Annotated in this window: 15 protein-coding genes; 1 reads left to right on the forward strand and 14 read right to left on the reverse strand. The window is 57.5% G+C overall.

The features are described from left to right. Positions 1-65: 65 nt before the first annotated feature. The 10 genes from rmuC to VGL38_14425 form a co-directional block, all read right to left on the reverse strand. Positions 66-1,280 carry a DNA recombination protein RmuC gene (rmuC, locus tag VGL38_14380; protein ID HEY3296614.1) on the reverse strand — a complete coding sequence of 405 codons (1,215 nt, stop codon included), beginning with the start codon at positions 1,278-1,280 and terminating at the stop codon, positions 66-68. Positions 1,281-1,384: 104 nt separating this feature from the next. Further along, positions 1,385-1,693 carry a helix-turn-helix domain-containing protein gene (locus VGL38_14385; GenBank protein HEY3296615.1) on the reverse strand — a complete coding sequence of 103 codons (309 nt, stop codon included), beginning with the start codon at positions 1,691-1,693 and terminating at the stop codon, positions 1,385-1,387. A 62-nt stretch (positions 1,694-1,755) separates the two neighbouring features. Beyond that, positions 1,756-2,736 (reverse strand): WYL domain-containing protein, encoded by a 981-nt coding sequence (locus VGL38_14390; protein ID HEY3296616.1) that lies wholly within the window; start codon positions 2,734-2,736, stop codon positions 1,756-1,758. A 27-nt stretch (positions 2,737-2,763) separates the two neighbouring features. Beyond that, the gene (locus VGL38_14395) at positions 2,764-5,802 is read right to left on the reverse strand and encodes a T9SS type A sorting domain-containing protein (GenBank protein ID HEY3296617.1); all 3,039 of its coding nucleotides are present in this window, start codon (positions 5,800-5,802) and stop codon (positions 2,764-2,766) included. 334 nt (positions 5,803-6,136) lie between these two features. Continuing rightward, a complete protein-coding gene (locus tag VGL38_14400; GenBank protein ID HEY3296618.1) occupies positions 6,137-7,126 on the reverse strand; it encodes an inorganic phosphate transporter in 990 nt (329 codons plus the stop codon). 10 nt (positions 7,127-7,136) lie between these two features. Next, the gene (locus tag VGL38_14405; protein HEY3296619.1) at positions 7,137-7,787 is read right to left on the reverse strand and encodes a DUF47 family protein; all 651 of its coding nucleotides are present in this window, start codon (positions 7,785-7,787) and stop codon (positions 7,137-7,139) included. A gap of 267 nt (positions 7,788-8,054) precedes the next feature. After that, positions 8,055-9,224 carry an FprA family A-type flavoprotein gene (locus VGL38_14410; GenBank protein HEY3296620.1) on the reverse strand — a complete coding sequence of 390 codons (1,170 nt, stop codon included), beginning with the start codon at positions 9,222-9,224 and terminating at the stop codon, positions 8,055-8,057. A gap of 167 nt (positions 9,225-9,391) precedes the next feature. Further along, positions 9,392-10,591, reverse strand: coding sequence for a hypothetical protein (locus VGL38_14415; GenBank protein ID HEY3296621.1), 1,200 nt, complete (start codon positions 10,589-10,591; stop codon positions 9,392-9,394). A 369-nt stretch (positions 10,592-10,960) separates the two neighbouring features. After that, positions 10,961-11,728, reverse strand: a complete 768-nt coding sequence (locus VGL38_14420; protein HEY3296622.1) for a hypothetical protein — start codon at positions 11,726-11,728, stop codon at positions 10,961-10,963. A 13-nt stretch (positions 11,729-11,741) separates the two neighbouring features. Beyond that, positions 11,742-12,998 carry an ammonium transporter gene (locus VGL38_14425; protein ID HEY3296623.1) on the reverse strand — a complete coding sequence of 419 codons (1,257 nt, stop codon included), beginning with the start codon at positions 12,996-12,998 and terminating at the stop codon, positions 11,742-11,744. A 376-nt stretch (positions 12,999-13,374) separates the two neighbouring features. Between VGL38_14425 and VGL38_14430 the strand changes: the two genes are divergently transcribed. Next, entirely contained in the window at positions 13,375-13,608 is a 234-nt protein-coding gene (locus VGL38_14430; protein ID HEY3296624.1) for a hypothetical protein, read from the forward strand. 319 nt (positions 13,609-13,927) lie between these two features. On the opposite strand, the gene VGL38_14435 is transcribed toward VGL38_14430, so the two are convergent. The 4 genes from VGL38_14435 to VGL38_14450 form a co-directional block, all read right to left on the reverse strand. Continuing rightward, positions 13,928-15,181, reverse strand: a complete 1,254-nt coding sequence (locus VGL38_14435; protein HEY3296625.1) for an ammonium transporter — start codon at positions 15,179-15,181, stop codon at positions 13,928-13,930. A gap of 229 nt (positions 15,182-15,410) precedes the next feature. Then, positions 15,411-16,064 (reverse strand): response regulator transcription factor, encoded by a 654-nt coding sequence (locus tag VGL38_14440; protein HEY3296626.1) that lies wholly within the window; start codon positions 16,062-16,064, stop codon positions 15,411-15,413. Positions 16,065-16,066: 2 nt separating this feature from the next. Beyond that, complete coding sequence (locus VGL38_14445) at positions 16,067-17,257, reverse strand: ATP-binding protein (GenBank protein HEY3296627.1); 1,191 nt, start codon at positions 17,255-17,257, stop codon at positions 16,067-16,069. Between the two features lie 180 nt (positions 17,258-17,437). Further along, the gene (locus tag VGL38_14450) at positions 17,438-20,290 is read right to left on the reverse strand and encodes a hypothetical protein (GenBank protein ID HEY3296628.1); all 2,853 of its coding nucleotides are present in this window, start codon (positions 20,288-20,290) and stop codon (positions 17,438-17,440) included. Positions 20,291-20,342: the final 52 nt, after the last annotated feature.

A 20,342-nucleotide genomic window follows, 5' to 3' on the forward strand; every position in this document is an offset into this window, starting at 1 on the left:
AAGTCTCTGTGGAGAGGCGAACTCTGAAGGAATTCTCTGCTCTTCCCCGAGGTTCCCAAGCGACATCAAGCGCTGCCGTTACCTCCTGCCTCTGTTGGTGGAATCAGACGCACGGCTTCATGCTCGGGCAGCGCTTCCACCTGACGCAAGGTGCGCTCGACGGCTCGTGAACGTTTGGCGCTGTCTTCGATCTTGTTGGATGCTTCCTGCAGCTTGCGGCTGACGGCGCTCAAAGATTCGCCGAACTTGCCGAACTCGGTCTTGACGGCGGCGAGAATCGTCCAGACTTCGCTGGAGCGCTTTTCGATGGCCAGCGTGCGGAATCCCATCTGCAGGCTACTGAGCACAGCATAGAGGGTAGTCGGGCCGACGAGAATCACATGCTGGTCGGTCTGCATGGCCTCAGCCACGCCGCCGATGCGCAGGACTTCGGCATAGAGTCCTTCCGTGGGCAGAAACAGCAACGCAAAATCGGTGGTGTGCGGCGGAGAAACATACTTGGCGCGGATCGTGGCCGCCTCATTCAGCAGCCGTGTGCGCAGCGCCTTGCGGGCGGCATCCAGTGCAGCCTGATCGCCGGCTTCATAGGCATCCTGCAGCCGCAGGTAGTCTTCCTGCGGGAATTTGGCGTCAATCGGCAGATGGACAATGCTCGTGTCGTCATCGCGTCCGGGCAGGCGGATAGCAAACTCCACGCGTTCGCTGCTGCCGGGAATGGTGGCACAGTTGCAGTCATACTGCGCAGGCGTCAGCACCTGCTCCAGCAGTGCGGCAAGCTGCACTTCGCCGAAGGTCCCGCGTGAACGCACATTGGTGAGCACCCGTTTGAGGTCCCCCACCCCGCTGGCCAACGATTGCATTTCGCCGAGTCCTTTGTGCACCAGTTCGAGCCGCTCGCTGACGAGTTTGAAGGATTCGCCCAGACGGTTCTCGAGGGTGGTTTGCAGCTTTTCATCCACCGTGGCGCGGATCTTCTCGAGCTTACTCTCATTGTCGGCGCGCATGGCATCGAGGCTGAGGCGGATCTGGGCCATCAGCCGTTCGGTAGCATCAAGTTGCACGCGGCCATGAGCCTCGCCCGATTCCCGCAGCGCGCGCTCGAAGGATTCCCGCAGCCGCAGATTCTCATCGCACAGCCGTTTTTCCATAGCGGCAAGCTGCTCGAGAATCTTCGCGCTGTTGTCTTCCGCGCGCAGCCGCCGCAGCACCAGCAGCACCGGCACAGACGCGGCCACGAGCGTAATCGCGGCGAAGAGCAGAAAATCGGTAGGGGTGAGCATGAGAACTCCGGAAGTGTAGGAACACAACATGCAACAAAGAGAGATCCTGCATCCTAAGAAGAATGCAGGATGACAAGGCCAAGAGCACGGATGCGCGTAAAGCCTTAATCTTCTATCGGCTCGTGGATGGCGGGGCGGAAGGCGTCGATGTCTATGCCGAGCTTCTGAATTTTGAGCTGCAGATTGCGGCGGGACATGCCGATGGCATCAGCGGTGCGGCTGATGTTGCCCCGGTGCTCCCGCAGAGCCTGATGTATGAACTGGGTTTCGAAAGTGCGTTGGGCGTCGGAGAAATTGGACGATGGGCGGGTGACAGGCCGGGCCGGCCAGTCGGGAAAGGACGTGCCCGGCGCGGGAGATGCGGACAGACTTGAAACAAACTGATGTGGGAAGAAATGCGGTTGCGCAGCCATCTTGGACCTCCTTGATTGTTACAGGAGGTAATTTACACCGCAGAACGTCAAATCATGACGAGCTAAATATAGCGCGAAATAGTTTTCTCGAGGGCCTCCCGGACTCTACGGCGAAACTCAAGTGGGTCAAGCACTTCCGCATATCTTTCCCATCGCAGGACCCAGGCCAGAAGCTCCGAGGAGAGGCCAACGGTCATGGAGAGTACCAGATCGCCGCCCTCCAGAAATTCAAAACTCTGGCTGGGATGCCAGATCCGCTCGGCAATGGACGGGGCGACGGTCTTCTCAAACCGGATCTTTACCCGTTCGGGAGCCTCGGACCAGATGCCGAAATTGCTGCGGACGCGATCTTTCAGATTAAACGACGCATCGCGCTCGAAGCACTCTTCGGAAGGGATAATCTCTTCGATGCGCGGCAAGGCCAGATGAATCCAGCTTTCGTGCTTGGGTTGATACACCACCGCATAGAGCGAACCCGAGTGAAAGAGCAGACTGTACGGATGAATCTCAAAGGTTTTGCCCGAGCGGCCATAGGTGACGGTGCAGACACGGCGTTCGAGAATGGCACGGAACAGATCACGCAGCACGCCGCCGCGCGGCTTCAGATTGACACGGCCCGGCTCATGGACAAGAAAGGTGTCGGAAATATCGCGGAAGGCCGTAGCCATAGCCACCGATCCGGGCGGCACAAGCTGGTCGATCTTCTCGAAAACTGTGACGATGTCCTCGCCGATCTGGGTGCCCTGAAAATAGTCGGAAAACTGGCTGAGCAGAATGGCAGCGAGGACTTCATCGGAGGACAGCGCCACGGGAATAGACTTGAAGGCGCGCGGCAGACTGTAAAAACACTCGCCATGCGCGCCGCGCTCGGTCACCAGCGGAATGTGCGAGTTTTCGATAAAGCGCAGCGTCCGCTGAATGGTGCGCACAGACTCCTTGCCATCGAACAGATCGAGATGGAGTTCCTGCGCGGTGACGCGGCCATAGGTCATCATGCGCTGCAAGATTCGCAGCGCGCGTTCAAGCTGTTTGTATTCGGGCACTGAAAGAAAAGGCTGAAATGAAAACCGCTATTTCATCAAGAGCATTTTTTTGGTCTGCATATGGCTCCCGGCTTCGAGGCGGCAAAAGTAGAGGCCGGTGGCGGCATTGGCTCCGTTCCATATAACCGCATGGGATCCGGCAGATCGCTGCTCATCTATCAACGTGGTCACAAGTTGACCGAGGGAATTATAAATCCGCAGCCGCACATGCTCTGCCTTGGGCAAGTCGAAGCGAATCTCTGTCGTCGGATTGAAGGGATTGGGAAAGTTCTGATAAAGCGTGTACCGCAGCGGCAGGAGAGTGTTCTCCTTCCTTGCGGCCAAAGTTGCGGAGACAATGCGCTGCGCATAAAGCCCCTGATCTTCGGCTTGGGACTGCCGGTTATCCTGCGTCCATACCACCACCGCTTCACCGCTACCGGACGAAAGCATGAGCGGCGCGCTCCCGGCATCGGCGTTGGAATCCGAGAGGCAGCCGCCGCGGTTCTGCACCCAATAGGGATCGGGCCCGGACCATCCGTCAGCGTTCAGGTGAGTGGCATAGATGGAACTTGAGTGGTAATAGTCGGACCAGGCGACAAAGGCGCCGTCCGAACCATCGGAGACAACCGCCGGATAGCATTGGCTGGAGTACTGTCCCTCGGTGGCGAACACGACCACGCGACCGCTATCTCCCCACATTCGCGCTCCGTCCGGCGACAATTTCTGCGCAAAGATGTGCCGGCTCTGGAGAACGTGACTGTAGTCCGCCCATGCGATGATCAGATTGCCCGCATTGTCGGCGGCGATACTGCACTCCTGCTGGAAATCTTGAGCAGGCTGAAGAGCCACCACCCTCGCCGGCCATGGGACCTGCCCATCCAGCGTCACGCGCAGGGTCTCCACCTCGTCGTGCATGTCCGATCCCCGCGTACCGGCCAGATAGAATCCGGACTGACCAGCAGCGATGAGAGCTTGCCCCCACAGGTTTAAGGAATCGCCCACGTCAGCGTTCCAGATCACCGTGCCGTTGGCGCTGATACGAGCCAGACGCCCGGCCGACCACATCACGACACCGCCCTGCGGATGAGGAAGCAGCGAAATGGGCTGGAACATATCAATCATCGTGTCGAGCAGCACCGGCGTTTGCCAGAGCGGTTGACAATTGGCATCCCAGTGAGTCAGGTAGAGATTACCCCAGATGTCACTGGGTAAGCTCTCGCCGAGGATCCTCTCGACCGTGACATAGCATCCGCCTTCCCCGTCCGGACAAACCGCGTCACTGTAAATGCCAAGCTCATCGCCCGGCGGCAAAAGCCGCTGAGCATAACCGTTATTCACAAGATGGCCGTCAGGAGCAATCCGCGCCAGGAAAGCATCCTCGCGATTGGTATACCCATCCAAAATCGCGAATACACCGCCTGAACCATCCGCACATACGTGCGTAATTTCCGGAGTCAATTGCGCAACATCACACCGGATGATGGCCGTGTCGGAATTCAGGGTGCGGCGGCCTTGCTGGTCGAGAATCTGGTAGTGGTTGCCATTGCTATTCCAGAACATTGCCGTGCGGTGATCCGACATCGGCGCCGCGCAGAGACCGGACGGTGTGTTAACCGAGTAGTTCGTCACTACCATCCCCGAATCGGAAAACTGCCGTGCGCCACTGACGGCATCGAGTCTCTGAAGGGAGAACCCGGTGATGGCCGAATCGTCGTAGGCGATGCGATCTCCGTTTTGATACAGCACCAGAAACGCGCCATTCTCCGGCACGAGCGCCGGAAGCAACTGATCTCGCGCGCCGGTGCAAACGGGAACGACGTCGCCATTCCACAGTCGCCGCCCGCTGGCGTTCAGATGCAAGGCCCCAATATCCTGTCCGCCGGTGGGATTGGTGTAATCTATGCCCCGCAGGTCTTCCCATGCGGCCACGAATCCTCCCGCGCCGTCACTGGTCAACGCCATGTTGCGGTAGGCCCGCACACTGTCACACAGGACAATTCCGTTGCTGTCCCACAGGGCAACGCCGGACGGGCTCAGTTTCTGCGTGTAGTAGACGTCTGGGCGGCTGGTATTCCGCGCATCGTTCCACACCACCACACAGCCGTCATTCGCTCCACCTTGATAACTGGCCGCCAGCACCGGATTGTTCTGTGGACCTGTCACGTTGCAGATTAGGGTGCCATCCGCATTCCACAGCGGTTGTCCGGACGCGTTCACGTGTTGCGCGTAAATGTTGTGATCCCATTGCGGAGATACGTAGCCCTGCCAGGCGGCATAGAATCCGCCTTCCCCGTCGGAAGCAAGCGACACCGCGGAGCTGCTCCACCATCCGATTCGGGAATACGCTCCCCACGGAGTGGTGCCGTCAGCGCTCACCAGTGTCGCCGCCAGTCCGGAAGTCGAATTGGCCTGCCAAACAATGACGATTCCACCGTTGCCATCGCTAACAACATCCATGAGAAGTGGGCTTGTGCCGGAAGTCGTGATCGTCATGCACGGCCAGGCGAGCGCCCCAGAGCCTGTCACGCGAGCTACATAAGTGGAATATCCTGATGCCACCGTGGCCCAAGCGATCATCGCCCCTCCGCTCCCATCAGAGACGAGGTGCAGAAAACCCCATCTCACCCGGGTATCGAAACTGCTGTCTATACACACTCCCCCCTGTACCCAAAGGGGATTGCCATCGTAATCCAGCTTCTGCGCATAGAGGTAGCCGCCCTCTTCGCGATGCGTATGACCGGATGGGACATTGCGATAGTCAATCCAGGCTACAATCCACCCGTCGCTGGTCGCGATTACTTGCGGCTGACTTTGCTCGTGCGGATCATCGGTAAGCTGTACGCCACTGCCCCACAGCGCCTGGCCCACCGGATTGATAAGCTGCGCATAGATTTCGCGGCTGCCCGTGTGCAGGTCGGACCATGTGGTCACGGTCATGCCGTTGGCGTCGCGGGCAACGCTTGCGGACCACTCGACACGCCCATTCTGGAACACGGTGGCTCCGTGAGTATCCCACAGCCGCGGATCGGCCTTCGCGGCAACGGCAAATGCCGTCAAAAAGAGTAACAGTGAATGCAGTTTCACCTTCACGCCTCCTTAAGTTGCAGTGCAAACGGACTTGGATCAGCTTGCTTTTCGTGCAGAAATCATTAAAAATTGCAGGAATTGCAGAGTCTGAGCGAGCCGCAAATCTCGAAACGGCGCACGAACAGATTGTAAATTTTACAATTTCATCTCCGTGGAGCCCTCTCAATTAAAAGCAATGCTGCACGACCTATGCCAGCATGTGATGTGATGGAGAACCCTCTTATGTAGTCGCTCACGTGCGGGTCTTTACAGCGCCTCATTTTGCGAAAAGCCCTTGTTAACGGTGACGTCAGCAAGGGCCTTCAAATGGAACGAGTTTCTTGCTCCGTCGCTACTTTTCCATCCAGCCCACGGCATAGTAGCAAACGGCTCCGACGATAGCGGAGGCGGGAATGGTCAGAATCCAGGCGATGACGATATTGCCGGCGACGCCCCAGCGCACGGCAGACGCGCGGCGGGTGGCGCCAACACCCATGATCGCGCCGCTGATGGTATGCGTGGTGCTGACGGCGATGCCGCTGAAGGCGGTGACCAGCAGGGTAATCGCTCCGGCGGTTTCGGCGGAAAAGCCGCCCGCAGGCTTCAGCTTGGTAATCTTCTGGCCGACCGTCTTGACGATGCGCCAGCCGCCGAAGAGCGTGCCCATGGCAATCGCAGCGTGAGACATGAGGATCACCCAGTACGGCACGTCGAACGTCTTGAGAATTCCGGTGGTGACCAGTAAGCCCGTAATGATGCCCATCGTCTTCTGGGCGTCATTGGTACCATGGCCAAGGCTGTAAGCAGCAGCGGACACCAACTGCAATTTGCGGAAGATGCCGTTGACGTCGCCTTCGCGCTTCTTATGGAAGATCCATGTCACAGCGGTCATGAGGATAAAGCCCATCACCATACCCATGAGGGGCGCAATGCCGATAAAGAGCACGGTTTTGGTCCAGCCGCTCCAGAGGATGCTTCCGAAGCCGTGATGGGCGATGGCTGCGCCGGCATAACCGCCCATCAGTGCATGGGAGGAGCTGGAAGGGATGCCATAAAACCAAGTGATCAGGTTCCAGACTATCGCGCCGATCAGCCCGGACATGATGACATATTCGTTGACCGCGGCCAGATCCACCAGACCCTTGCCGATGGTCTTGGCCACATGGACATCGAACATGAACGCGGCGATCAGATTGAAAAACGCCGCCCACATGACCGCCTTACGCGGCGTCAGAACGCGCGTGGAGACAATGGTCGCGATGGAGTTGGCCGAATCGTGAAAGCCGTTCAGGAAGTCGAAACCGAGCGCGATCAGGATGATCACGGCAACAAGTATCGTCATAGCGGAAGTTTCAGGCGTGTTTAATCAGGATGGTCTCGAGCACATTGGCGGCGTCTTCGCATTTGTCCGTCGCCGTTTCGAGCGCAACGTACACTTCCTTGAGCTTGATAATCTGCACAGGGTCGTTGGCGAAGTTGTCGAACAGATCCGCGACGGCATGCGCAAAAATATCATCGGCCTCGCCTTCGTAGTCATTGATGCGGCGGATGATCTCTTTCATCTCGGTGGTCTTTTCCATCTTGCGCAGGAAGTGCAGACCGCGCTGCACCTCGGTCACCGAGCGTTGCAGGGACTGAACGAGAAAGAACATATCCTGCGGGCAGCCGGCCAGCCGGTAGAGCAGATAGCGGCGCGCACTGCCGTCGATGTTGTCGAGAATGTCGTCCATCACGGACGCCAGCAGATGAATGTCTTCCGGATCGAAAGGCGTAACGAAGGTGCCGCTGAGTTCGTTGAAAATCTTATGGGTGATGGCGTCGCCCTGATGCTCGTATTCCTGGATCTCGCGTACGACGGCACGCCGCTCGTCGTCATTGGCAGCAGAGAGCAGCCGGCTTAAGGCTTCCGAGGCAAGGGCAATATTCTGCGCCGACTCTTCGAACATGTCGAAGAAGTGCTGATCATGGGGCAGAAGTTTTTGAAGAATTCGGTCGAGTCGCATGGTCCTAACCGTTTTGTAACATGGGCCGTTGCAGCCTCATAAGATGGCGAAAATTTCGGACAAAAACAAGACGAGTAAGGCTGAACCACCTCTGGTGTGAGGGGATTACCATGTTAGAGGATCTGAAGACCCGTAGCGTTGTACCGTTCGCGCTCCACATGGAAAGCCCTTGTCAAGTTCTAACTTAACAAGGGCATAACAAATGGGACAGGTGGCAGCAGATTGATCGCCTGCGGCGAGATCTCGGCTGCGCAGGACCGTCCGGCACTACACCGGCTGGTGCTTGTCGGCGATAGTTTGGGCAAGGGCGGCAAGGGCGGTGCGAGCCTCGGGGCCGGGGACTCCCTTGACCAGAACCGGCGAGAGCATTTCGACATTCAGATTCGGCAGCATGGCGGCAAGCTGTTCGACAACCTTCCCACCCCAGCCTAAGGAACCGATGACCGACAGATATTTGGTTTTAGGCTTCAGCAGGTTGACCAGGAACGCGGCATAGGCCACATTGGGATGGGCGCCGTTCAACACGGTGGGCGTGGCCATGACCACGGTGGACGCATCCACCAGCGCGGCGGCCAGGCGGCCAATGTCGGTGACCGTCATCTCGAACGGCTGCACCGGGATGTTGCGCTGCGCCAGTTCGGCGACCAGCATGTCCACCATCTGCTTGGTGCTGTGGTGCATGGACACATAGGGAATGACGACCTGCTTTTTCGGTTCGCCGATGACCCAGTCGCGGTAGGCATCCATGATGAACGCGGCATCATCGAAGACCGGGCCGTGGCTGGGACAGATCACACGCGCCTTCAGTGGCGCAAGCCGCTCCAGATGTTTAGTGATATGGCTGCGGAAGGGCATCATGATCTGCGCATAATAGCGCCTGGCAGCATCGTAGACTCGCGGCCTGTCGTGTGCGAACAGATCCGACGTGGCCAGATGGGAGCCGAAGAAGTCACAGGTAAAGAGTACGCCGTCTTCGCGCAGGTAACTGACCATGGTCTCCGGCCAGTGGACCCAAGGGGTGAAGATGAATTCGAGGGTGCGCCCGCCCAGATCCAGTGTGTCTCCATCCTTGACCAGCACGCAGCGCGCAGGGTCTACCGGATAAAGATCCCGCAGCAGTGGCAGGCACTTGGCCGATGTCACCACTTTGGCATCCGGATATTTTTCGAGAATGACCGGCAGTGAACCGGAATGATCCTGCTCGGCATGATGCACCACCACGTAATCGATGCGCTCGACATCGCGCAGTTGGTTCAGCAGCACGTCCACCATATCCGGTTCCACCGTATCGAGCAGCGCGGTTTTGGTGTTACCGCGCACAAGGTAAGCATTGTAGCTGGTGCCTTCGGGCAGCGGCACCAGAGCGTCAAACAGTTGCCGCTCCCAATCAATGGCACCCAGCCAGAAGACGTCATCGCAAATCGTTCGCATGTCCATAATCAGGATCTCTATTTACTCTAAGAACTGAGGAGAAGGAGTGCGCAAGATAGGAAGAGTGGGCTTGAGAAGCAAGTAGGGACATAGGGACCATCGTGGCCCAAAAGAAAGCCTGCAAGGATTTGTCCTTGCAGGCTTTGAGTATGATCTATTGGCGGGAAGCGCCGTTACGGCATGTTGCGCGCCGCAGGAATATTCTTGGGAGCACTCAGACCTGCGCCAAGCGCCGATGCCGCAAGGGACAGGAGCAGCATGACAAAGGTCCAGCCGGCTGCTGTAGCCGCCGTGTGCGCCGCCTGCGTAGCAATCTGACGGGCCTGAGCATTCTGGTAGTTCTGATAATCCGGATTGCCCATGCCGCTGCCGCCGTACATGTTGGTGCCGCCATAGCGGTTCGAGCCATAGCCGCTACCGGCAGTGCCGCTCATGTTGCTGTTGCCGGTGTTATCCGTGCCAGTGCCGCCGGTGCCATAGGTGCTGCTGGTCCCGGTGGTGGTGCGGTTACGGCTGCTGGTGCGGCCCTGGCGCATGGTGCTGCTGGACGTGCCAGCCTTGTCACTGCTGCCACTGGTGCCATATTGGCTGGTGGTTCCGGTCCGCTCGCTGCTGGAGCCGGACATGTCACTGCTTGTGCCGGTGCCATAGGTCGAACGGCTGTAGCTGCCGGTATCGGTGCTGCTGGTGCCCGACGGATAGCTGCTGCCACTGGTGCTGCCGGTCTGGTTAGATTCCGACGCGCCGCCATAGTTGTTGCTCGTGCCGCTGGTGCCGTAATTGCTGGAACCCGTGCTGGTCTGGCCACCCATTCCTTGCCCGTTGTAGTTTGTGCCATAACCGCCATAGCCATACCCAGAGCCGACCGGAGCACCCCAACCCTGATTATTCCCCATGGGAGCGCCAAAAAGGGTGCTGGAAATCATGCTGCCCGGACCGTTATAGCGCACGGTATTGCTGACCACGCCGAGTGCGCCACCCATGATCAGACCGGCCGCCGAAGTAGCCATGACAATCATGGCCACGGCCGCTACTGCCCAGGAGGCCACACCATGCAAGACATTCTCTGTCTGGTAGAGCGGAGTAATCAGACGGCTGGCCGCCCAGCCACCCACGAAGAATGCAATAATAGAGATAATCAACCACCAGATGCCTGTTCCGGCGGTAATGCCGGAGAGGGGATTTACATACCGGTCGGGATTGAATGCACCCAGACCCACTGCAAGACCGAGCAGGGCCAGTGTGGCCAGGACCGCGAGGGAGACGAACGCTCCCACGAAAATCGCGCCCCAAGACACCTTCTTAATAACAGGAGGAGCTACTACCTCGGTACGGCCAGATGGCTGGGAGACGAATTCGGGAGTGCCATCCATAGTTCTATTCCCTTTCTTTAATCACTAAGATCAAACAATAAACACATTGAGAAATCTGCACATCAGACAGGCCGCCTACAGCGCTATTTGCGCCCGAAGCGATCCTTCCTGATCCGTCCATATCACACTATATAGCATAGCAATTGCGTTGTCAGACGTAACACTCCACTTTTACGAACAAGTTCCATATGCTTAATATTTAGAAGTGCTTAGATGAACATTCAGGCGGCTCTAAGCGATCCATAACCCACACATTCGACAGGCTCTGTCGGCTTTCTTAGCCACCGCTTCAGCAAGAACTCCGGCCCATAAGAAAAGAGCCAACCAGAAGGTCGGCTCTTTTGATCGCGGTTCAGGCGGAGTCGAGATCTATTTTTTGCCACACAGATTCAGATCAATATCGGCCTGCAAGGTAAAGGTGTTGGGCAGGTTCAGCTTGCTCTCGGAGTAAATATCATAGCCCGCAAGCAGCGCCACATTGTCGGCAAACTTCCAAGACGCGCCCACGTTGAAAGTGCCATAGGCGCTGTTCGATCCCATATATTCAACACACAGCCAAAGCTTGTCGGACAGCTCGGGCATGGTGCGCTCCCAGGCCAGAAGCAGGCCGCTGTTGTCCTTCTCGCCATTGGCATTCTTCAGCAGGTCTTTGTTACCCGAGAAGTAGCCGACGGAGACTCTGCCCACAGGGCCGATAGTCTTGGCGGCTTTGGCATAGGCGACGTCGTAGTTGGTGACCTTGTTCTTATGGCCGTGATCGAACATCCCAACGGCCAGTGCCGGAAAGAGCTTGCCGAATGCGCCTTCGGGAATGCCCGCCTTGGCATTGACGTAGACCGGGTAGCGGTCGGCGGCCCCGAGACCGGATTTGTGATCGATGCCGAGTTCCAGATTGAATTTCTGGAAAGGCAGTACGCCGACGGTAAGGCCAACGTTCGTCACGGTGGGCACCGCGTGGCCGCTGGGATCGGTCTCCACCGGAAGATACATGTCGCTGGTGATGTGCCAGAGATTGAAGCTCTGGACATCGGTGGATGGCGCCCAGATGTGAGTCGTGGCGGTAGCGCCCGCGAGGTGCGGAAGAGCCAGCAGAGCGACGCCGATGATCACCAGCAGCAGGGAAGAATGCTTGCTCATGAAGGTTCCCGGGTTAGAAGGAACTCTGGCGTTCGCGGATGGCTACCATCACCTGAGCTTCATCGTAGGCGGTTTCACCGTGGAGGGATGCATCGAGACCGCGCTCTTCTTCATCCGCCGTGGTGCGTACGCGGGTAAAGATGTTGATGACCTTGAGCATGACATAGGTGAAGCCGAAGGCGTAGATGGACGACGCCACCACGGTAAAGACCTGCATGGTAAAGAAACCGGAATTGCCCATCAGCAACCCATCCGCACCCGCGGCATTCACACTCTTGTCGGCAAGAATGCCCAACAGAATAATACCGAAGGCGCCGCCGACACCGTGCACGCCCCAGACATCGAGGGCATCGTCCCATTTCAGCCGGTTCTTCAGATTCACCGCCATGTAGCAGACGACACCGGAAAGAATGCCAATGATCACGGCGCTGGTAGGCGTCACATAACCTGCACAGGGAGTGATGGTCGCAAGTCCCGCGACCGCGCCCGTCAGCAGACCAAGGAACTTGGGTTTCTTTTCGAAGATCCACGCCAGCAGCAGCCAAGTTGGGCCGGCAAAGGAAGCGGCAATGTCCGTGTTCAGGAACGCCAGACCGGTGACTGCATCTACGCGCAGCTCGCTGCCCGCATTGAAGCCGTACCAGCCAAACCACAGAAGTCCGGTGCCGAGCGCAACCAGCGGAATGCTGTGCGGAATGGAGTCCCCTGACTTGCGCCGCCCGACATAAAGTACAGACGCCAGCGCCGCCATACCGGCAATGTTATGCACCACGATGCCGCCGGCAAAGTCCAATACGCCCAGCTTGGCGAGCAGGCCGTTGCCCCACACCATGTGCACGAAGGGGAAGTACACGAAGGTCAACCAGGCCACGAGGAAGGCGAGGTAAGCTCCGAAGCGAACGCGATTGGCAAACGCGCCGGTGATGAGGGCGGGTGTGATAATGGCGAACATCATCTGGTAGGCCATGAACACAAATTCGGGAATGTTGCCACTGCCGAAGGGGCACATCGTGGTCAGGGTTACGCCATTCAAGAAGACCTTGTCGAGGTTGCCGATGATGCCACCTTCACCGCCGGAGAAACAGAGAGAATAGCCATAAGCCCACCAGATGATGGTGGTGACACCCATCGAAACAAAACTCTGGATCATGATGGTCAGCACATTCTTGCGTCCCACCAAGCCGCCATAGAAAAAGGCCAAGCCCGGCGTCATGAGCATGACGAGGCTTGAAGCCACCAGCATAAACGCAGTATTTCCAGTATCGAACATGAGGTCTCCTGCACAGAATGGGGATCATGGATTGTGAAGAAGATAACGAGATCCTAACATTGGTGGTATCAGGGAATGCCCGATTTTGGGTGGGGAAAAGGCTGAAGGGCGGCACAAATCCGAAATCGCCGCTGAATTATGGAGCACTGTATTCTGAAAATGGGCCGTGAACGACCCATTTTCTCATTTACGAGCTTGGCAGTACAGGTCGCCCCCCTTGAATGAGTCCACCTAATTGCCGTCCATCACCAGCAAACATAGCCATCACATACTATTACAGACTTGGTACAAATCCGAAACACTGCTCAATTTATAGGGTACTTAGTAATTGAAAGCAAGACAGAACATTTCATTACCCTTTTCTGAGGACACAAAAATGCACCGCCCAGTTATCATGTTGCTCATCATTTGGATGCTGATCAAAGGGGTGTCGTATGTCACTGAGACATGCGATTCCAGCCCGGAAGTGGACGGCATCGTCGCCGTAACCGTCTACTTGCCGATCCACACGGTTAGCCCTCAATGCTTGCGGGAAATCCTCTTCCTTTGTTTTGTGCTGATCCGCAGCAAGAGCAATGGTTCCATGAGCCATGCTCCTCGAAGACGATGATTGATCGGAAGCGGCCCCGCGCAACTGTGCGCGGGGCCGTATTTCTTTGTCTGATGGCGTAACTCGTTTCACCGATGTGCCGCCGATATGCATTAAGTCACGAGCGGACTGCCGTCGGTCGCCGCAATAGAACAGGCCGCCCTTGCGGACGGCCTGCATGTTGTGAATACATCGTAGGGACAGGTTAAGCCAACGGAGGCCACACCTAAGAGATCGCACAGGCGCAACCTGCCCGCTTCGATCCCAGCATAGTGGTTCATGTTCAGCGGGAGGGTTGCGGAAGACCTTAACCTTCCCGTACGCGCTCGCCTCGCACAGTTTACGCGGCTTCGATGCGGCGCTTGGGCTTGAATTCGGTTTCCTCCGGTTCATAAGCAAACTCGCCGTGGATCGAGGCGTCGAGGGTGGCTTCTTCCTCCGCCGTGGTGCGGACGCGGGTGACGGTTTGGATGCCGCGCAGAATGAACCAGGAGATACCGAAGGCGCAGACCGACGAGATCACAATGGCCAAGGCTTGCGTGCCGAGGAAGGCGGGGTTGCCCTTCAACAGGCCATCGGCTCCGGCAGGGTTGACGGCTTTGTCGGCCAGCACACCGAGCAGCAGAATGCCGAGGAAGCCGCCGACGCCGTGGACGCCCCAGACATCGAGCGCATCATCCCACTTCATACGGTTCTTCAGATTTACCGCTCCGTAGCAGACAACGCCGGCAAGCAGGCCAACGATGACGGCACTGGTGGGAGTGACGTAGCCGCAGCAGGGAGTAATGACGACCAATCCGGCGAGACCGCCGGTCAGGAAGCCGAGAAACTTGGGTTTCTTTTCGAAGATCCAGGCCATCAGCATCCACGCTACGGCGGCAAAGGCACCGGAGAGCTGGGTGTTGAGGAAGATAAGGAAGGTCACGCCGTCGGCTGCAAGTTCACCGCCGGCATTGAAGCCGAACCAGCCGAACCAGAGCAGGCCCATACCGATGGCCATCAGCGGCAGGCTGTGAGGAACTTCATTGGTGAACTTCCGCTTGCCGATAAAGAAGACCGCCGCCAGAGCAGCCATGCCGGCGATGTTGTGGACGACAATACCGCCGCCAAAATCCAGCACGCCCATTTTGGCGAGCAGGCCATTGCCCCATACCATGTGGGCGAACGGGAAATAGACGAACGTCAGCCAAGCGACGAGAAAAGTCAGATAGGCTCCGAAGCGCATGCGATTGGAAAAGGCTCCGGTGATGAGGGCCGGGGTAATGATGGCGGTCATCATCTGAAAGGCGATGAAGGCAAACTCGGGAATCCGTCCTTCGCCGTAAGGAGAAAGGGAGTTCAGTGTGACGCCTTGCAGAAAGCACTTGTCCAGATTGCCGATAATGCTGCCCTCGCCGCCACTGAAGCAGAGCGAGTAGCCATATGCCCACCAGATGACCGCCGTCACGCCCATCGAGACGAAACTTTGCATCATGATCGTCAACACATTTTTGCGGCCTACCAGTCCACCGTAGAAGAACGCGAGGCCCGGCGTCATCAGCAGCACGAGGCTGCTCGCCATCACCATAAACGCAGTGTTCCCAGTGTCAAACATGGTTTCCTCCTAAATGAAATATATAAGAATAACGTGCCTTGAGGGATTATCAAAGCAGTGAAGGTTAGAAAAAAGCGAAGCACCCCCTTCTGATTCCCCCTTTTTCAAAGGGGGAAGGGCAGTCGGGCTTTCCCCCGTTTACGGGGGATCAAGGGGGCTCGGGCCTCCCCCCTTAGAATAAGGGGGGATCAAGGGGGGGTCGTTGGTCATGTGGCCGGATGAAACCGGCCTATTCCAGCGGTGTCAGGCCTTCACGGATGGCGTATTTGGTGAGTTCGGCAACGGTGTGCATGTTCAGTTTGTCCATGATGTGCTGGCGGTGGGTTTCCACAGTCTTGACGCTGACGTTGAGCTTGTCGGCGATCTCACGGGTGGATTTACCCTCAGCCAGCAGTTGCAGAACTTCACGTTCGCGGGCACTCAGCAGACGGAAAGGCGTCGGCTGGTCGGATTCGGTCAGACGGATGAAATCGGCGATGACCTGTTCGTTGATCAGCACCGAGAGATAGAACTGATTGCGCATGACCTTCTGGATGGCGCGCATAACTTCTTCCGGCGCGGCATCCTTGAGCAGATAACCCTTGGCTCCGGCGCGCAGGGCCTCTTGAATGTAGCGGCGGTCGGAGTGCATGGAAAGGATAATCACGCGTACGGCGGGATCTTCATCCACGATGCGGCGCGTGGCTTCGATGCCGTTGAGTTCCGGCATGGAAATGTCCATCAGCACGATGTCCGGCTTGAGGTCACGAGCCAGCGTGGCCGCTTCGAAGCCTGTGGCGGCCTCCCCCACGACCTGTACCAGAGGCTGGCGGGACAAAAGCTGACGCAGCCCGAGGCGGAACAGCTTATGGTCATCGGCGAGCAGCAGTTTGACGTCGGGCATATCTATCCTTCGAGGCGGACGGAAATCCGCGCGGTTGTTCCATTGCCGATGGCCGAATGCACCACAAGATCGCCGCCGAAAGATTTCAGCCGTTCCCGAATGCTGAACAGCCCGAAGCCGCGATGGGGATCGCCGGTGTTTTCCACCTTGGCAAAATCGAAGCCCTTGCCGTTGTCGGCGACTTCGATCCAGAGCTGTTTGAATTCACATTTCATGGTGATGGTGGCCTGCGAAGTGTGAGCATACTTCACTACGTTGGTCAGCAGTTCCTGCACGCACTTGAAGAGCATGACGCGAATGGCTTCGGCAAGCTGGCGGGGCTCATCCTGCACCTTAACTTTGATCTTCAGCTTGTGGCGCGTTTCATATTGCTCGGCAAGCCATTCAAGGGCGGCGGACAGGCCCAGCTCATAGAGAATCGGTGTGCTGATTTCGAAGGTGAGCTGCCGCGTGTGATGGATCGCTCCTTCGAGCAATCCGATGATCTCTTCGAGGTTGCGCTCGAAGCCGCAGAAGACGGCGTCACCGCGAAACTGCACTATCCGCAGCTTGATAAAGGCGAATTCCTGAATGATGTGGTCATGCAGGTCCACGGCAATTTCGCGGCGCTCGCGGGCTTCGGCTAAAGTAAGTTCGGTGGTGAGCTGGCGCAGGCGGTTCTGATAGTCTTCGATCTGCAGCCGCGCTGCGCGGTGCTCATTGACCTCCCGCGCCAGTTTGGCGTTGGTCGTCCGCAGTTCTTCGGTACGCGCAGCGACAAGCTGTTCGAGGTTGTCCTGCGCGGCCTGGATGGCGCGGTCTGCCAGCAGACGGCGGAAGTAGGAACTGAGCATGTCGGCCAGCGACTCAATCAGCTCGCGCTCTTCAGCCAGGAACGGTCCTTCCGTTTCGGGCGGACGCTCTTCCAGATACGCGACTTCAATCAGGCCTTCATCCGCGGTTTTGGCGGTGAAGCGCGCGGTTTGCATCCACGGAGTCTCACGAAAATCCGGCGTGGCTTCGGAGATCTCCTGAAAGCGGATGCGGGCGACGGTAATCTCCGGATATTGCCATGCTGCGGGGAGCAGACCGACAATTTCCCGCACTACATCCGCGCTGGGGCGAGTTTCTTCCTGAAGGACGCGCGCGGTGCGATGCAGAGCAGACAGCTCCTTGACGCGTTCCTGCAGCTTATGGAGTGTAGGGTTCTGCATGACTCTCTATCGGGGATTTCCTGACCCCCCTAATGTAACATATCCGGACTGATTCGCAAGGCTGAGATTATGGATTTACAGACCGCATATAGCCTATCTACGGGCCTACAGGGGACGGCTTAAGTTGCGGATATCGAAGAGTTCAGCGGTTTAGGGGGTGCCGTTTACCGCAGATGCGGGTCAATGCACGGCTTCAGCAGCAGTGGCCGGGAAGGTAATCAGAGGTTCACGCTGCTGCTGACCGAAGGCGGCGGCAGTCGTGGAATCGAAAGGGCCATGCGGCTGAAGGGAATAGCGGAACTCAACAATACCTTCCTGATCGGCTTTGAAGTTGGTATGCCAGTAGTTGTTCAGCACATAGGAGTAGACCGCGGTGCCGGGAGCGACGTGCTCGCGCCAAGGCTGTTCGGCAGTGATTTCTCCGAATTCAGCGAGGGGAATATCGGGCGTGGCCAGCGTGATACCGTAGTCGTGGTTGGAGACGTCTATCCAACTATTGACCGAGAAGAAATTCTTGTTGGAGCCGGGGAGTTGATCTAATTCAGGGCGCACGATAGCATTGGCGACATCGTAGCGGATCTGTCCGTCCGGGACGTTGAAGGGGAAGGCGATGTGGAGGGATTCTTTGGTGCGGATGGGGCGCTTCGTAATGCGGTGGGTGATGTCCACGCGGTTGACACTGGAAATCAGGCGGATTTCACAACGGTCTTCATCCCCGACAGGGCTTTCACCGACTAATCTGCAACGAACGACATAACCTTTTCTTGCCGTCTGTCCAATTTTCTTGTATACAAAGTGCTGCGCCGAATCCGGATTGCTTCCCGGCAGGTAGAGGAGGTGATTCAACCAGTTGACACTGTCGGCAAAATCGTGGTGGAGAGTCTTAGAGAATAGATGTCTGATAGCGCCTGTCGCCGTATCCACTTCCACCGTGAGGAATTCATTGGAGAGCACATTGCCATTGACTTGCGCAGCAGACTTAGGATGGCCGTTCGTGACGAGGGGATCGCGCAACCCGGGGATATTCAAATTCCGCGATTGCCGGAATCCTTCCACGGCAAACTGCTGCTTATGCTTCCACTGCGCGACAACCCCGGAATCATCCGGTTGGTCTATGCTATTGGCCGCACCCCATGTGTGCTCATCAAAGAGAATCACATCACGCCATGCCGAACTGAATATGCTATCGGGACAAGAGGGGTACCGTCTCTTCGCCTGAGTCAGACGATCCGCTGAATGTCGGTTCATAATCACTTCTGATGCCGTGCTCATCGCACCGTCTTCCCAATAGGGCGTGAGATCCCCGGCAAAGGACGGCAGTTGCTTGCCGTAGTCCTTCTCGAAGGCCTCGAACATTTGCTGATGGGTAGCAATGATCAGATGCGGGGAAGAGTATTTCTCATTCCAGTTCTTGACGAAATCCGGCAGCAATGTGTCCACACCCGCATTGTCGCCGAGAGTGTAGGGCAATTGGACGATGCGGTAGGGGTAGTGGCGCTCATCGAGCTGGTGGAGGAGCATAAAGAGCTTATCACCGCCCACTTGCGGCAGGCTGCCTTTGTGGAAGAGGGCATAGCTGACGGCGGGCATCCACATCAGGACACTGTCGGTGCCGGATTGGGATCTCCACCAGAAGGGTTTATCGCCCCACACTTCGAGCATGTGGCCGATGCGGTCAAAGGGATTGGTGGCGCTGGCAAAGTAACACACTCCGCTCTGCGCCAGAGCATTGACCGTGCCCCACGTGAAACCGGGAATATCGGAAATCACGGCGGTGTTGATGGGATGCTGATACAGCGTTGCCAGCGTGTGCGAGTAGTCGAGCGAATGGCGGAGTTCTGCGGCGCTCATCAGACCGGTCAGGACATTGGCGTAGAAGGCATTGAGTCCGATGGTCCCGTCCTTGACGGCTTGCGTCAATGCCTGCTTCTGTGCATCGCTGGCTTGAAGCAGATAGGATTCCAATGGCCAGAGGACTTCGATGTTCCATTTGAAGCGCGCGTCCGCGGGATAATCTTTTGTTTTCTGGATGAAACGCAGCGCGTCGTCGATGTTTTTCCAGTGCTTGCGTTCCACGACGAGTTGTAGATCGGTGTAGCCGATGTCGGTATGGGCATAGGGCAGAAGATAGATGTCGCGGGGAGTAAGCGGCGGAAGCGAGAGGGCCTCGTGGCCGGTTTCCACCCCGTTGTGCCGATAGAGAATTCGCAGAGCCGTGCCGCGAGAATCGCTTACAGGAACATCTACGGAGTTAGCGCCGCGCTGCAGAGTCTTGCGAAGTGCCGTCTGTCCGGGCGCGCTGATTTCCAGTTCTGCCGCCGAGAGCAAATTGTCGGCGCTGACGCGCAGCAGGCGATTGGCGCTGTCCGACTTCAACCGCACGGGCAGCAGGCGAACATTGGGACGGGAATTCAAGCGGTACTGGAACGTCATATACCAATCGGCGCTGGCGGCGTCCTCTCCAAGGACTTCAAGCCTCAGCGGTTTCCCGCGTTCGACGGCGCTGGGCGGAAGGTCCAGAAACATCAGTCCGAAGAGATCACCGTAGACATCGGACATCTGAGATTCAAAGCGCAGTTGGGACTTGTCCGGGCCGGGGACGGTCCAGTTGCCGGCCGTGTCGTCCTTGTGATTGACAAAGCGGAAATACGGTTTGCCGTTGATGAGCAGCATAAAGGTGTGCGGTTGCAGTTTGTCGAGACCGCCACGTTCCAGGCCTGTCAGCCAGATCAGATGATAAAGTCCATCCTTGCCGAGAGTCGTCAGGGTGTCAGTTTCCCAGACGGCGCTCTGGTCTTTTTGCGCGCGCACCAGCAGGGCGCTGCAGGCATCGGGATGGGAAGAACTGTACTCCAGCGTCTGACCGGAGACGGTGCGCAGGTAGCCGCTCATGTAAACGACGCTGCCCTTTTGCTGATCTGGCCGGTCTTTCAGGCTAATGGTCAGTGTCTGCTCTGCGGCCAACGCGGACGCCACCAGCAGGCAGCATGCCGCTATCATCACGCTTGAAAGATAATTCTTGCCACGGGTCATTCGCGGGATCTCCTGCCCAGTTACAAAAAAGGAGCCGGCCCAAAAGCCGGCT

This window comes from bacterium, assembly GCA_036504735.1.
GTDB lineage: Bacteria > Electryoneota > RPQS01 > RPQS01 > RPQS01 > DASXUQ01.